A 12,642-nucleotide genomic window follows, 5' to 3' on the forward strand; every position below is an offset into this window, starting at 1 on the left:
TTGGGGAAAGTCGAGAAGGGAATCGCCATGCCTTTGCAAATGAACCGCGAAGTATTCATCACCTGCGCCGTCACCGGATCGGGCGGCACGCAGGACCGTAGCCCACATGTACCGCGTTCGCCTGAACAGATCGCCAACAGCGCGATCGCTGCGGCCAAGGCGGGGGCCGCCGTTGTCCACTGCCACGTGCGGGATCCGGAAACCGGCGCGCCGAGCCGTGATCTTGGCCTCTACCGCGAGGTGACAGACCGCATCCGTGACGCCGAAGTTGACGTGGTTCTGAACCTGACCGCCGGCATGGGCGGTGACATCGTTTTCGGCGATACCGAGAACCCGTTCCCCATCAATGAAGCTGCCACCGACATGATCGGCGCGACCGAGCGCATGGCCCATATCGCCGAGTGCCTGCCCGAAATCTGTACCCTTGATTGCGGCACCATGAACTTTGCCGAAGCCGACTATGTCATGACCAACACCCCCGGCATGTTGCGTGCCATGGGCCAGATGATGACAGATCTTGGGGTGAAGCCTGAAATCGAAGCCTTTGACACCGGCCACCTCTGGTTCGCAACGCAACTGGTAAAGGAAGGTATCCTGACCTCGCCCGCGCTGGTGCAGCTGTGCATGGGCGTGCCGTGGGGCGCGCCGAACGACATGAACACCTTCATGGCCATGGTCAACAACGTGCCGGGCGATTGGGACTGGTCGGCCTTCAGCCTTGGCCGCGACCAGATGGCCTATGTTGCTGCTGCCGTTCTGGCAGGGGGTAACGTGCGTGTTGGCCTCGAAGACAACCTCTGGCTCGACAAGGGTGTGCTGGCCGAGAACTATCAACTGGTCGAACGCGCGGTGACCATTATTGAGAACATGGGCGCCCGTGTGATCGGCCCGCAGGAGGTGCGTGAAAAGCTCGGTCTGACCAAGCGCGCACCGGTGGCCAAGTAATGCTGCGGGGCGGCGTTTTCGGAAAAAACACCATGCGGTGTCACGTCGGTATTACGTCGGTATTGCGACGGTGCTGCCGCGCAGCACTGGTGGCAGGTGCATTTACCTCTGTAGCGGCCTGCATTCCCGAAACGCCGTCTTCCCCCCGTGGCCCCACGCCAGACAAGGCTGCGCAAGCGGCCTGTCTGGCGGAGGGGGGCACCTATGAAATCGCCGGTATCGCGGGACAGTATGTCTGCATCCGGCCCACGGTGGACGCGGGCAAATCCTGTTCCGCCGAAAGCGACTGTAGCGGGTTCTGCATGGCCGAAACCCGCACCTGTTCAGCGGTGACTCCGATGTTCGGCTGTCACCCGATTTTGTTGGACGACGGCAGCCATGCCGAGATCTGTATCGACTAGGAGAGTTTCATGACGCGAGTAGCGGCAATCATCGGTGGTGGGGTCATCGGCGGCGGATGGGCCGCGCGGTTCCTGCTGAATGGCTGGAATGTTCAGGTGTTCGATCCGGACCCCGAAGCCGAACGCAAGATCGGCGAGGTGCTCGACAATGCCCGCCGCTCGATGCCGGGCTTGAGCGATACGGCGCTGCCTGCCGAAGGGCAGCTGACCTTCCATGACGCCATCGAAGACGCGGTGGCCGGTGCCGAATGGATTCAGGAAAGCGTGCCTGAGCGGCTCGACCTCAAGCAGAAGGTCTATGCCGGCCTTCAGGCGGCCTGTAGCGAGGAGGCCATCATCGGCTCTTCGACCTCGGGGTTCAAACCCAGCGAGTTGCAGGAGGTGGCGCCGCGCCCGGAACAGATCCTTGTGACCCACCCGTTCAATCCGGTCTACCTGATGCCGCTGGTCGAAGTGGTGCCAAGCGACAGGACCGCGCCCGAGCGTGTCGAGCGGACCAAGCAGATCATGACCGAGATCGGCATGTATCCCTTGCATGTGCGCAAGGAGATCGACGCCCATATCGCCGACCGCTTCCTCGAGGCGGTCTGGCGCGAGGCGCTGTGGCTGGTCAAGGACGGCGTGGCCACCACCGAAGAGATCGACGAGTCGATCCGCATGGGCTTTGGCATCCGCTGGGCGCAGATGGGCCTGTTTGACACCTATCGCGTGGCGGGTGGCGAAGCGGGCATGAAGCACTTTATGGCCCAGTTCGGTCCGGCCCTGAAATGGCCCTGGACCAAACTGATGGACGTACCGGAGTTCAATGACGAGTTGGTTGACCTGATTGCGGGGCAGTCGGACGACCAGTCCGGCCACCTTGATATCCGCGAGATGGAGCGTATCCGCGACAACAACGTGGTGGCGATGATGCGGGCGCTGAAGGCGCAGAACTGGGCCTCGGGCGCGGTTCTGAACAAGCACGATGCCAAGCTGATGGCGGATGCGGGCATGGTGCGCAAGGTCGCGGACATTGCCGATCCGTCGCAACCCATCGTGACCGTGGCCCGTGCGGTGCCGATCGACTGGCTCGACTACAACGGCCACATGACCGAGAGCCGCTATTTGCAGGCCTTTGCGGATGCCTCGGACCGGTTGATGGAGATCATTGGCTGTGATCAGGAGTATATCGCCACCGGCGGGTCGTTCTTTACCGCCGAAACCCACATTCGCCACATCGACGAAACCCATCTGGGCGCACGTATCGAGGTGCGGACACGGGTTCTGATGGCGGAAGGCAAGAAGATGCACCTCTGGCACGAGATGTATGCGGGCGACAAGCTGTTGGCGACCGGCGAACACATCCTGATCCATGTCAGCCTCGAGACCCGTCGTCCGGCGCCCTTCAGCCCTGAAATCGCGGCCAACCTCAAGATGATCAGCGAGGCGCAGGCCGGATTGGACGCGCCCGAAGGTGTGGGTCGTTACGTCGGACAGCCCCGTTGACCCGCCGTGTTCTGATCACCGCTGGCGCGTCGGGCATTGGCCTTGCCATGGGCGAGGCCTTTGCCGCGGCGGGCTATGACATCTGGGTGAGCGACGTCGACAGGGCGGCGCTGGCCTCGGTGCCGGCCAGTTGGCGGGCCTCCGAGGTGGATGTCTCGGACGAGGCGGCCATGGCGGCGCTCTTTGCCGAGATCGAAACCGCCTGGGGCGGTCTGGACGTGCTTTGTGCAAACGCCGGTGTGGCCGGGCCAACGGCGGCGGTCGAGGATGTGACGCTGGAGCAGTGGCGCGCCTGCACGGCGGTGACGCTGGACGGTGTGTTCCTCTGTGCCAAGTTCGCCGCCCCGTTGATGAAACGGGCCGGGGAAGGGTCCATCGTCGTGACCTCCTCCACCGCGGGCCAGTATGGCTATCCCAACCGATCGCCTTATGCGGCGTCGAAATGGGGGGTGATCGGCCTTGCCAAGACGCTGGCGATGGAACTGGGACCGTTTGGCATTCGCTGCAACGTGGTCTGCCCCGGAGCGGTCAGCGGGCCGCGCATGGAGGGCGTGCTGGAGCGCGAGGCGGCGGCCAAGGGCATGACCCGCGACGCGGTCTATGCGGGCTATGCCTCGGGAACCTCGCTGGGGCGGTTTGTCGAGGCCAGCGAGATTGCCGACATGGCGGTGTTTCTTGGTTCGGACGCGGCAAAGGCCGTGTCGGGTCAGGTGATCGCGGTGGATGGCCACACGGTCAATCCGGACCCGCAGGTCTGAAGCCGGGGGCAGGGGCGCTGCCCCTCTTGCCCCTTTCGGGGCAATTCACCCCGGGGTATTTGGCCCAAGAAGAAGGGCCGGATCAGATATCCTTTTGCAGCTCGGCGATATGGTCGGGCAGCATCCGCGCGGTGACAGAGGCCTGTCGCACCAGATTGTCGAAATGCTCGGTGAACCCCTGAACGCGTTCGGTATCGCGGAAGGCGAGGTAGTTGCGCCCGAGGTAGAGCACGGCCAGCAGGGGGCCGAAAACCGTGACCGGCGATGAGAACAGTTTGCGGGCGTCGTAGAGGTAGACGCGCAGGCGCGGATAGAGCTGTGCGCAGAGGGTCGAGAGGTGGTTGAGCTGCGCCTGTCGCAGGTCGCGCGGCACGCCTTCGTAGTAGCCGACACCCTTGGCGAAGCTGGCCAGTTCATAGAGCGGCAGGGCGATTTCATAGTCGGACTGCGAGGCGCGCATCCAGTTCAGCCGGTCCTCCGAGGCGCCGATGGCCTGTGAGGTGGTGCGCCCGAGGTGAGGGGAGTATTCCCATTCCAGAACCTCGCGGGTTTTCAGCATGTCGGGCAGGCCAGCGGGGACGTGGCGGATCTTGTAGCCCTGTGCCTCGAGGTGCCAGTTGAAGATCTGTTCGTCCACCAGCGCGCGCGGGGCGGCGGTGAGGGTGAGCGAGTTGGCGAGGATGTCGGCGGCGCTTTCGGGCCGGTCGGTGAGCGAGAGCAGCCAGTCGGCGGAAACCCCCAGCGCGGCGGCGCATTCTCCAACCACCTGCGCATTGGGCAGGCGCGCGCCCTGATCCTTGAGAAGCTGCGAGATGGTCGAACGGTCAACGGCGATTCTGCGGGCCAGTTCGCTCTGGCTCATGGCCTTGTCGCGCAGGGCGGTGGCGAGTCGCTGGCGGAAGCGGTCGGCGCGCAGGCGTTTGTCGATGTTTTGCGTCATGTGTTGACTAATATCACCATCTGGGAATTTTGTGAATTACATTCAGAATTCCCGACGGAACCCTGCTGGGGTAACAAAAACGTGAGCAGGGGATTTTGCCCCGATTTCAACGACATGGAGGGAAGATGGAAACGCGTCGGCGTTCACTGGTCAAGGCGGTGATCTGGAACATCATCGGGCTTTGCACGATGAGCCTTGTGGGGTTCCTGGCAACGGGATCTGCGGCCGTCGGTGGAAAACTTGCGGTGGTCAACACCGGGATCGGTCTCACGATGTATGTGCTCTACGAGCGCGTCTGGTCGGCGATCCGCTGGGGGCGTCATGTCTGATCCGCGCCGTCACCGCCCGATGATCGAATGGCCGACGCTGGCCATGCTGATGCTGTGCTATGGTACCTTCATCCTTGGCACCACCTGGGCCGGAGCCGTGTTCCTGCCGCTGGGTATTGTCCTGACCACGCTGGCGATTGCGCTGCATTCGTCGTTGACCCACGAGGTTCTGCACGGCCATCCGTTCCGCAGCCAGCGCCTGAGCGACCTGACAGTGTTCCCGGCAATTGGACTGGCCATTCCCTACTACCGGTTCCGCGATACACACCTTGCGCATCACAACGACTCGATCCTGACCGATCCCTACGACGATCCCGAGAGCAACTATCTCGACGTGTCCGACTGGGAGGCGATGCCGGGCTGGTTGCAGGTGATCCGTCGCATGAACAACACGCTGTTGGGGCGGCTGGTGCTGGGCCCGGCGCTGGGGCAGGTCTGTTTCATGGCCGCCGACTGGAAGGCGATCAGGGCGGGCGACCGCGCGGTTCTGGCAGGTTGGCTCTGGCATGTTCCGGCACTGGCCATCGCGGTCTGGTGGATGGTGTCGGTCTCGGTTCTGCCGATCTGGGCCTATCTTCTGTCGGCCTACATGGCGCTGTCGATCCTGAAAATCCGCACCTTCCTTGAACATCAGGCGCATGAGCGGGCACGCGGGCGCACCGTCATCATCGAGGATCACGGGCCGCTTGCGTGGATTTTCCTCTACAACAGCCTGCACGTGGTGCATCACATGCACCCCAAGGTCGCCTGGTACAACCTGCCGGTCCTGTTCCGTGACAACCGCGACCGCTACATGTCGCGCAACGACAGCTATTATTTCCGGTCTTACCGCGAGATTTTCAGCCTCTATTTCCTGCGCGCCAAAGATCCGGTGCCGCATCCGCTCTGGCGGCGAAAGTGAACCCGTGATCTAACGGCGGCATGGATTTATGGATTGCCGCCGCGCTTGCAGCCGCACTGTTTCAGACCGTGCGCTTCATGCTTCAGAAACATCTGAGCCAGGTGTCGCTCTCGGCAGCGGGGGCGACATTTGCGCGGTTTGTCTATTCGGCACCGGTGGCGGTGGTGCTGATGCTGCTTTATGGCGGTCTGCCTGTTCTGCCGGGGTCGGCCTTTTGGGGCTTTGGCATCGTTGGCGGGGCGGCGCAGATCACGGCGACGGTTTGCACCGTGATGCTGTTCGGGCGGCGCAACCTTGCAGTGGGGATGACCTTTATCAAGGTCGAAGTCCTGTTGACCGCCCTGATTGGCATGGTGGTGCTTGGCGAAGCCGTCAGCCCTGCGGGTCTGCTGGCGATGATCGTCGGCATCGCCGGGGTTCTGGTGCTGGGTGGCCCGGTCGAAAGCAGCGGCCCCTTGCTGCGCCGCCTGATCAGCCCCTCTGCGGCGCTGGGCCTGTCGGCGGGCGCCTTGTTCGGGGTCTCGGCGGTCTGCTATCGCGGGGCCTCGCTTGAGGTGGTCGGAGAGGATCCGGTCCTGCGGGCGGTGGTCACGCTTGCGGCGGTCACTTCGATGCAGATGATCGGCATGGCGTTCTGGCTGCGGCTGCGCGAAGCGGGCGAGATGACCCGCGTGATTGGCGCGTGGCGCAGCGCCGGCTGGATCGGGTTGACCAGCATGGCCGGCACCTTCTGCTGGTTCACGGCTTTCACCTTGCAGAACGCGGCCTATGTCAAAGCGGTTGGGCAGGTCGAGCTGATCTTTGGCATTCTCGGCACGGTATTGATCTTTCGCGAACGGATCAGCGGGCGCGAATGGCTGGGCATGGCGCTCTTGTCAGGCAGCATCCTGGCGCTTGTGCTGGTGCTTTGACGGCGCGATCAGTCGTCGCGCCAGTCCGGCGTGCGGCCTTTCAGTTGCTTGAACAGGCTGGCCTCGTCATCGTTCTTGAAGAACGGCACTGCATCCGGCGGCGAGGTATCATGCAGGCGGGCTTCGACCTCGGCCAGAACCACCTCGGTGATGAAGGGCAGGTCATATTCCCGCGCCTTGCGCAGTGACACCCATTGCAGGTGCGAAAGCTCTTCGCAGGCCTGCGAAAAATCGTCGAGATCACTTTGCAGGGCGGTTGCATCAATCAGGAAAAACCGGGCGTCGAACCGGCGCGGTCGGCCCGGAGGGGTGATGGCGCGAAACACGAATTGCAGGCCGTGCGCGACGGGCAGATGGCCGGTTTCGGCAAAGCCCTTCCAGTCGGCGGGTGGTTCGCCCTCCCAATTGCCGGGGGTGCCAAGGATCTGGCCGGTTTCTTCCCACAGCTCGCGCACCGCAGCCACGGCCAGCGCGTGCGAAATGGTTTCCGGCGTGTCGTCGCGCAGGTCCTCGGCAAGGCGTTCGTCACAGGGCGCCTCGATCCCAAGCGCCAGGGGGATGTCGAAGTCCTCGGCATCCACGGCGCCACCGGGAAAGACGAACTTGTTGGGCATGAAAGCGGCCTTGGCACCGCGCTGACCCATCAGGATCTGCGGATCGGTCTCACGATCCCGCAGCACGATCACCGTGGCCGCATTGCGGATTGCCGTCTTGTCTTCGCTCATTCTGCGCCCCTTGGTCTTGTTATGTCAGCGGTCGTCGGTTCCGAAGCCGTGCATGCGCCGTGCCCATTGGAAGGCAACAACCACCCCCTTCAGTCTTGGCAGAAGGTAGAGCGAGAGAGCGACACAGCCAACCGCAAAAATCGTGAACATGATGAGAGGCTCGGGACGCCAGCGGACGAACACGATGTGCAGCAGCGGCGCCATCAGGTGACCGACAATGAGAATGGTCAGGTAAGCAGGCCCGTCGTCGGCCCGTTGCGGCGACAGGTCTTCACGGCAGACCGAGCAGGTGCTGCGCACCTTGAGATAGCCCTTGAGCATAGGGCCGCTGCCGCAATTGGGGCACTTTCGTCGCCAGCCCTTGAATAGGGCAGGCCACAAGGCGCGCTCCGGTGCCTTGGCTACAGAAGTCATCAATGTTTCCTCGCTTATCCCGTATCCAAGATGTGACGGCATCGGGTTCTTTGAAAGTGGTCAAAACCGCCCCGCGTCCCGATGTCGCAAAACCGTCGCGGAAGCCTCTGAAACCCGCGGGAAACTTTTTTCGACGGAAAGGCTGGGGTGGTGCGTTTTATGGTCAGGAAACGGGAAATGAAGCCGGTTCCTGACCTGACAAAGGAGACGAGTAGATGAAACGTGCAATGATTATTTCCGGTGTGTTGGCAGCAGCGATGGGCCTGACGGCGGTGTCGGCTTCGGCCAAGGGTTGGGGCCCGGGCGGCCATCATGGGCCGCGCCCGATGATGAACTTCGAGGCATTCGATGCCGACAAGGACGGCAAGGTGACGAAGGCCGAGATGGAAGCCTTTGCCAAGGCCAAGTTCACCGAGGCTGACACGGATGGCGATGGCCTTCTGAGCCAGGAAGAGATGCAGGCCAAGGCGCTGGAAAATGCGCAGAAGCGTATGAAAGAGCGGTCGGCAAAGATGATCGAGCGCAAGGATGCCGACAAGGACGGCAAGCTGAGCTTCGAAGAGATGTCGGCCAACGAGAAGCGCAAGGACAAGATGTTCAACCGCCTCGATCGTGACGGCGATGGTGCCATTTCGAAGGAAGAGTTCGAAGAGGCGCGCGCCCACATGGAAGAGCGTGGCCACAAGATGAAGAAGCGCCACAAGCAGCAGGACAACTAAGTCCCTCGTCGGCCACGTGCGTAGTAGGTGAGCACGTGGCCGGCATTGAAAGACACAAAAAATCGGGCTAGCCAACTGGACCATGGACATGCCGTATGATGCGCAGGAGGAGGTGCCGGACGAGGCGCTGTTGGTGCTTTATGCCAACGGTGATCCGTCGGCCGCGCGTATTCTGACCCTGCGGATGACGCCAAGGGTATTCTCGCATGCCTATCGTGTGCTGGGGGATCGGGCCGAGGCGGAAGACGTCGCGCAGGAGGCACTGATGCGCCTCTGGAAGATCGCGCCTGACTGGCGCAGCGGCGAGGCGAAGGTGACGACCTGGCTGTTCCGGGTGGTGGCCAATCTGTGCACGGATCGCCTGCGCAAACGGCGCGGGGTTGATCTCGATGCGGTGCCCGAGCCAGAGGACGATACGGCCTCGGCGGCAGACATGATGCAGGAGCGCGCCCGGATGGATGCGCTGCAACAGGCACTGGGCACCTTGTCGGATCGCCAGAGACAGGCGGTTGTGCTGCGCCATATAGAAGGTCTTGGCAATCCCGAGATTGCAGAGATCATGGAGATCAGCGTTGAGGCTGTCGAAAGCCTCACCGCACGGGGAAAACGGGCCCTGGCCAAGGTATTGGCCGGCCGACGGGAAGAACTGGGGTATAGCGATGGCTGAGAAACATCAGGACGACGCATTGCTTGATGCATTGTTTGCGGAAGCGGCCGGAGACGGAAAGCCCGAGGTGTCTGCCGACCTTATGGCACGCATCCTGGCGGATGCCGAGGCGATGCAACCCACCGCGGCGGCGCTGGCGGCACGACCCGCACGCCAAGGGCTGTTTTCCCAGTTCATGCAGGCCATTGGCGGCTGGCCGTCGCTGGCAGGGCTGGCCACCGCAACCGTGGCCGGTGTCTGGATCGGGTTCAGCGCCTATGGCACCATCGTGCCTTCAAGCGTCGCCGATCTGATTGAAGGCGACAGCCAGACCTACCTGGCCTATGTCGATGCCAGCTATGCGCTCGCCGGTGAGGAATGACCAAATGACACAAGACACCCAGCCAACACCGACCGAAAAGCCGCGTATGCGCCGGGGGATGCGGATCATCCTGATTGCCTCGCTGGCGCTCAACGTGATTGTTGTCGGCCTGATCATCGGGGCGGTTGTTGGTCATTCCCGTGATGATGACCGCCGTCGGCCGAATATCAGCCTGCCGCCCCACGTACGCGCGTTGGACTGGGACCACCGGCGCGAGATCGGCAAGGCGATCCGCAAGGCCTATCGCGCAGACGGTCTGGGCGCGCGCACCGAACGAAGCCAGCTTGAAAAGATGGCGGCCGCGATCGAAGCCAGCCCCTTTGACCGCGCCAGCCTTGAGGCCGTTCAGGTCGAACTTGAAAGCGTGATGTCTCGCCGGGTTGGTCGTGCCCGTGATATCTGGCTGGATCACGTCGAGAGCATGACGGACCGGGAGCGGGCAGCCTATGCCGACCGCCTGCGCCATTCGCTGACCAAGAAAAAGCGCGACAAGGACGATCACGACTGACGGTCTGCGATCAGCGCTGTTCAGGCCGGGGTTTCCCCGGCCTTTCTCATGCGGCGGGTGAGTTGATCGTGACCTGGTCGCGCCCGGTTGATTTTGCTCCGTAAAGCGCGCGGTCTGCCCGGTCGAGCAGGGTTTCGGCCACCTCTGCAGAGGAAAGATCCACGTCGCGGGCCATGGCAATGCCGATGCTGATTGTGACCGGAATGTTCAATTCACGCTCCTTGATCAACACGGGCGCGCTGCGCACCGCCTGACAGAGGGTGTCGGCTGCAGACTGGGCCCGCGCGGGGCAGGTTGCGGGCATTGCGATCAGGAACTCTTCTCCCCCGATCCGCGCCAGCAGATCCGACGGCGTGAGGCTGCGGCGCAACCGGCGTGCGACAGCGCGCAACACCTTGTCGCCGACCCCGTGGCCATAGCGGTCATTGATCTGTTTGAAGTGGTCCAGATCGGCGACCATGACAGCAAAGTCGCGTCCGGTCGCATGGGCCAGTTCGGCAATCCGCGCAAGATGGGGAAGGGCATAGCGACGGTTGTGCAGCCCCGTCAGGGGATCGATGATGGCAGCCTCAAGCCCCTCGCGCACGTTCTGGCGGAACCGGTCGGCCAGGCGCTTGCGCTGCACCAGTCGCGACAGGCGCAGGGCGATTTCCTCGGCGTCGAAACCGTCTGTGACAATGTCGTCCGCGCCAAGGTCGAGCGCATCGGCATAAAGCTCGCGGCCCTGCGGCGGCAAGAGAACAAGAACCCGCGCATGGCGCGTGGCACGGCGTGCGCGCACCTCTGCAAGAAGGCGCAGCCCCTCTTCGAGGTGATCGGGCGGCAGCGCAATGACCAGCGCATCCGGCGGGGGTTGTTTGGACAGGCCGCGTAGCAGATCAGCGACCGGGTGGCTTGCAACCGCGAAGGGCACCATCGGTTGCAGCCCCAGTTTCCAGCGCGCGCCGGTGATCGCGTCCGGCGCGGCAAGCAGAACGCGGGCCTGCGGGACAAAGGCCGTGCTTGCCGGCTCGGCAAATCCCAACGCCTCGGCCGCGCCGTCCTGCAGCGCGAGTCCGTCAGACGGGTCTCGACTGCGGATCAGGCTGCGGATCCGGGCCAGCAGCTCGAGTTCGTCCACGGGTTTAAGAAGGATGTCGTCTGTCCGTGCCCGCAGGGCCGCCTTGCGGCGTGGAAGACTGGTGTCGGACGACAGCATCAGTATCGGGGTTTGTGCGCCCGCAGGGGAGGCCTTGAGCCGTCGGCAAATCTCGGTTCCGCTGCTCTGATCCTGCCAATCCCCGTTCATCACCACAAGGTCGGGGCGTTCCCGTTCCAAGGCGGCGTGCGCCTCGGTCTCGGAACTGGCCTGGCAGACATGGTAGGACGCAGCGCAGAGTTTGACCTTGAGCAGGATGCGATTGGTCGGGACACTGTCGATGATCAGGATCTTTCCTGGCATGGGTCGCCCTGGAAGGTTGCATTAAGGATGATTCACTCTGTATTCGCATTGGTTAAGAAAAGATTGCGAGTGAGCCGAAACATGACCCTTTCCCAGGAAGCCGCTTCCACGATTGCCCTCAAGGCGCTGGCCTGGCTGGTCAGCAATGACGAGCTGATGCCGGTCTTTATGGGGGCGACGGGCGCCTCGGCGGATGATCTGCGTGCGCAGGCGGCCGATCCGGGGTTTCAGGCTTCGGTGCTTGAGTTCCTGACGATGGACGACGCATGGGTTGTCAGTTTTTGTGACACCATCAGCGAGGATTACATGACGCCGATGATGGCCCTGAATGCCCTGCGCGGCGAGGCCGGGCGTCATTGGACGTGATTTTCTGACATCAAACTGCAATAGAATCGTGCCAATGGGCGCGGCGCGGCGGGACTGCCGCCAAAACGGGGAGCGAGTAGAATGCGTGTAGACGGGCTTTTGTTCGACAAGGACGGGACGCTTTTTGATTTCGGGGCGACCTGGAACAGCTGGGCAGGCGGCATGATCCGTGATTTTGCCAATGGCGACGACGCCCTGGCCGAACGCATTGCCCGCGCAATGGATTTCGATCTCGCGTCCGGTGCCTTCCTGCCGCAAAGCATCATCATTGCCGGGACCAACCGCGATGCAGCCGAAGCGGTGGCCAGTGCCTTGCCCGGGGCCGACGTGGCCGCGCTGGAAGAGCGCCTGATGCGGGCGGCGGCCACGGCCCCTCTGGTCGAGGCAGTGCCTCTGGGCGCGTTTCTGGATGATCTGGCGGGCTTTGGCATGCGTCTTGGCGTGATGACCAACGATACGGAATATGCGGCCCGGGCGCATCTGGGCGAGGCCGGCGTGGTCGAGAAATTCGATTTCGTGGCGGGCTTTGACAGCGGATTCGGTGCCAAGCCCGATCCCTCGCCGCTCTTGGCCTTTGCCGATCAGATGTCGCTTGATCCGGCACGTGTGGTGATGGTGGGCGACAGCACCCATGATCTCGTTGCCGGACGCCGTGCCGGGATGCAGACCGTCGCGGTTCTGACCGGCGTTGCACTTGAGGATGAACTGGCGCCCTATGCCGATGCGGTCTTTCCAGATATCGGCCATCTGACCGCCTGGGTGCAGGGCTAG

General features: G+C 63.0%; 17 protein-coding genes. 13 read left to right on the forward strand and 4 right to left on the reverse strand.

Translation table 11 applies throughout. The features are described from left to right. Positions 1 to 27 precede the first annotated feature (27 nt). From bcoG to ABWV42_RS12530, 4 genes are all read left to right on the forward strand, one after another. A complete protein-coding gene (bcoG, locus tag ABWV42_RS12515; protein WP_353340426.1) occupies positions 28 to 945 on the forward strand; it encodes a 3-dehydrocarnitine:acetyl-CoA trimethylamine transferase BcoG in 918 nt (305 codons plus the stop codon). 89 nt (positions 946 to 1,034) lie between these two features. Continuing rightward, a complete protein-coding gene (locus ABWV42_RS12520; protein ID WP_353340427.1) occupies positions 1,035 to 1,346 on the forward strand; it encodes a hypothetical protein in 312 nt (103 codons plus the stop codon). 9 nt (positions 1,347 to 1,355) lie between these two features. Beyond that, positions 1,356 to 2,831 (forward strand): carnitine 3-dehydrogenase, encoded by a 1,476-nt coding sequence (locus ABWV42_RS12525; protein ID WP_353340428.1) that lies wholly within the window; start codon positions 1,356 to 1,358, stop codon positions 2,829 to 2,831. Beyond that, positions 2,828 to 3,589, forward strand: a complete 762-nt coding sequence (locus ABWV42_RS12530; protein WP_353340429.1) for an SDR family oxidoreductase — start codon at positions 2,828 to 2,830, stop codon at positions 3,587 to 3,589. Before ABWV42_RS12525 ends, ABWV42_RS12530 begins: the two co-directional genes overlap by 4 nt. A gap of 82 nt (positions 3,590 to 3,671) precedes the next feature. Here ABWV42_RS12530 and ABWV42_RS12535 read toward each other — a convergent pair whose 3' ends face one another. Next, entirely contained in the window at positions 3,672 to 4,529 is an 858-nt protein-coding gene (locus ABWV42_RS12535) for a helix-turn-helix domain-containing protein (RefSeq protein ID WP_353340430.1), read from the reverse strand. 125 nt (positions 4,530 to 4,654) lie between these two features. On the opposite strand from ABWV42_RS12535, the gene ABWV42_RS12540 reads away from it, so the two are divergent. Genes ABWV42_RS12540 through ABWV42_RS12550 form a run of 3 tightly spaced genes read left to right on the forward strand, consistent with a single transcriptional unit; the run spans position 4,655 to position 6,670 of the window. Beyond that, complete coding sequence (locus tag ABWV42_RS12540) at positions 4,655 to 4,858, forward strand: DUF2061 domain-containing protein (protein ID WP_353340432.1); 204 nt, start codon at positions 4,655 to 4,657, stop codon at positions 4,856 to 4,858. Then, positions 4,851 to 5,759: a fatty acid desaturase gene (locus ABWV42_RS12545; RefSeq protein ID WP_353340434.1), complete on the forward strand. Its 909-nt coding sequence runs from the start codon at positions 4,851 to 4,853 to the stop codon at positions 5,757 to 5,759. The genes ABWV42_RS12540 and ABWV42_RS12545 overlap by 8 nt, the downstream gene beginning before the upstream one ends. 20 nt (positions 5,760 to 5,779) lie before the next feature. Then, on the forward strand, positions 5,780 to 6,670 hold the full coding sequence (locus ABWV42_RS12550) for a DMT family transporter (protein WP_353340436.1): 891 nt from the start codon (positions 5,780 to 5,782) through the stop codon (positions 6,668 to 6,670). Positions 6,671 to 6,678: 8 nt separating this feature from the next. On the opposite strand, the gene ABWV42_RS12555 is transcribed toward ABWV42_RS12550, so the two are convergent. Both ABWV42_RS12555 and ABWV42_RS12560 read right to left on the reverse strand, forming a co-directional pair. Further along, positions 6,679 to 7,395, reverse strand: coding sequence for an NUDIX hydrolase (locus ABWV42_RS12555; RefSeq protein WP_255105685.1), 717 nt, complete (start codon positions 7,393 to 7,395; stop codon positions 6,679 to 6,681). Positions 7,396 to 7,419: 24 nt separating this feature from the next. Beyond that, complete coding sequence (locus tag ABWV42_RS12560; protein WP_255105687.1) at positions 7,420 to 7,809, reverse strand: DUF983 domain-containing protein; 390 nt, start codon at positions 7,807 to 7,809, stop codon at positions 7,420 to 7,422. A gap of 215 nt (positions 7,810 to 8,024) precedes the next feature. Here ABWV42_RS12560 and ABWV42_RS12565 point away from each other — a divergent pair, with 215 nt between their 5' ends. The 4 genes from ABWV42_RS12565 (at position 8,025) to ABWV42_RS12580 (ending at position 10,064) form a co-directional block, all read left to right on the forward strand. Next, positions 8,025 to 8,528, forward strand: a complete 504-nt coding sequence (locus ABWV42_RS12565) for an EF-hand domain-containing protein (protein ID WP_353340437.1) — start codon at positions 8,025 to 8,027, stop codon at positions 8,526 to 8,528. Between the two features lie 82 nt (positions 8,529 to 8,610). After that, positions 8,611 to 9,195 carry an RNA polymerase sigma factor gene (locus ABWV42_RS12570; RefSeq protein WP_353340438.1) on the forward strand — a complete coding sequence of 195 codons (585 nt, stop codon included), beginning with the start codon at positions 8,611 to 8,613 and terminating at the stop codon, positions 9,193 to 9,195. Beyond that, positions 9,188 to 9,556, forward strand: a complete 369-nt coding sequence (locus ABWV42_RS12575; protein WP_255105692.1) for a hypothetical protein — start codon at positions 9,188 to 9,190, stop codon at positions 9,554 to 9,556. The genes ABWV42_RS12570 and ABWV42_RS12575 overlap by 8 nt, the downstream gene beginning before the upstream one ends. Positions 9,557 to 9,560: 4 nt before the next feature. Beyond that, positions 9,561 to 10,064: a periplasmic heavy metal sensor gene (locus ABWV42_RS12580; protein ID WP_353340440.1), complete on the forward strand. Its 504-nt coding sequence runs from the start codon at positions 9,561 to 9,563 to the stop codon at positions 10,062 to 10,064. Between the two features lie 46 nt (positions 10,065 to 10,110). Here ABWV42_RS12580 and ABWV42_RS12585 read toward each other — a convergent pair whose 3' ends face one another. Then, on the reverse strand, positions 10,111 to 11,505 hold the full coding sequence (locus ABWV42_RS12585; protein WP_255105696.1) for a diguanylate cyclase domain-containing protein: 1,395 nt from the start codon (positions 11,503 to 11,505) through the stop codon (positions 10,111 to 10,113). 81 nt (positions 11,506 to 11,586) lie between these two features. On the opposite strand from ABWV42_RS12585, the gene ABWV42_RS12590 reads away from it, so the two are divergent. Together ABWV42_RS12590 and ABWV42_RS12595 are read left to right on the forward strand one after the other, a co-directional pair. Beyond that, positions 11,587 to 11,871 carry a DUF3572 domain-containing protein gene (locus ABWV42_RS12590; protein WP_353340442.1) on the forward strand — a complete coding sequence of 95 codons (285 nt, stop codon included), beginning with the start codon at positions 11,587 to 11,589 and terminating at the stop codon, positions 11,869 to 11,871. An 81-nt stretch (positions 11,872 to 11,952) separates the two neighbouring features. After that, on the forward strand, positions 11,953 to 12,642 hold the full coding sequence (locus tag ABWV42_RS12595; protein WP_353340444.1) for an HAD family hydrolase: 690 nt from the start codon (positions 11,953 to 11,955) through the stop codon (positions 12,640 to 12,642).

This window comes from Pelagimonas sp. KU-00592-HH (assembly GCF_040369695.1).
Classification (GTDB): domain Bacteria; phylum Pseudomonadota; class Alphaproteobacteria; order Rhodobacterales; family Rhodobacteraceae; genus Shimia.

Coding starts and splice junctions, on each gene's coding strand:
- bcoG (WP_353340426.1), top strand. CDS start 28: ATGCCTTTGCAAATGAACCGCGAAGTATTCATCACCTGCGCCGTCACC.
- ABWV42_RS12525 (WP_353340428.1), top strand. CDS start 1,356: ATGACGCGAGTAGCGGCAATCATCGGTGGTGGGGTCATCGGCGGCGGA.
- ABWV42_RS12535 (WP_353340430.1), bottom strand. CDS start 4,529: ATGACGCAAAACATCGACAAACGCCTGCGCGCCGACCGCTTCCGCCAG.
- ABWV42_RS12540 (WP_353340432.1), top strand. CDS start 4,655: ATGGAAACGCGTCGGCGTTCACTGGTCAAGGCGGTGATCTGGAACATC.
- ABWV42_RS12545 (WP_353340434.1), top strand. CDS start 4,851: ATGTCTGATCCGCGCCGTCACCGCCCGATGATCGAATGGCCGACGCTG.
- ABWV42_RS12550 (WP_353340436.1), top strand. CDS start 5,780: ATGGATTTATGGATTGCCGCCGCGCTTGCAGCCGCACTGTTTCAGACC.
- ABWV42_RS12555 (WP_255105685.1), bottom strand. CDS start 7,395: ATGAGCGAAGACAAGACGGCAATCCGCAATGCGGCCACGGTGATCGTG.
- ABWV42_RS12560 (WP_255105687.1), bottom strand. CDS start 7,809: ATGACTTCTGTAGCCAAGGCACCGGAGCGCGCCTTGTGGCCTGCCCTA.
- ABWV42_RS12565 (WP_353340437.1), top strand. CDS start 8,025: ATGAAACGTGCAATGATTATTTCCGGTGTGTTGGCAGCAGCGATGGGC.
- ABWV42_RS12570 (WP_353340438.1), top strand. CDS start 8,611: ATGGACATGCCGTATGATGCGCAGGAGGAGGTGCCGGACGAGGCGCTG.
- ABWV42_RS12575 (WP_255105692.1), top strand. CDS start 9,188: ATGGCTGAGAAACATCAGGACGACGCATTGCTTGATGCATTGTTTGCG.
- ABWV42_RS12580 (WP_353340440.1), top strand. CDS start 9,561: ATGACACAAGACACCCAGCCAACACCGACCGAAAAGCCGCGTATGCGC.
- ABWV42_RS12585 (WP_255105696.1), bottom strand. CDS start 11,505: ATGCCAGGAAAGATCCTGATCATCGACAGTGTCCCGACCAATCGCATC.
- ABWV42_RS12590 (WP_353340442.1), top strand. CDS start 11,587: ATGACCCTTTCCCAGGAAGCCGCTTCCACGATTGCCCTCAAGGCGCTG.
- ABWV42_RS12595 (WP_353340444.1), top strand. CDS start 11,953: ATGCGTGTAGACGGGCTTTTGTTCGACAAGGACGGGACGCTTTTTGAT.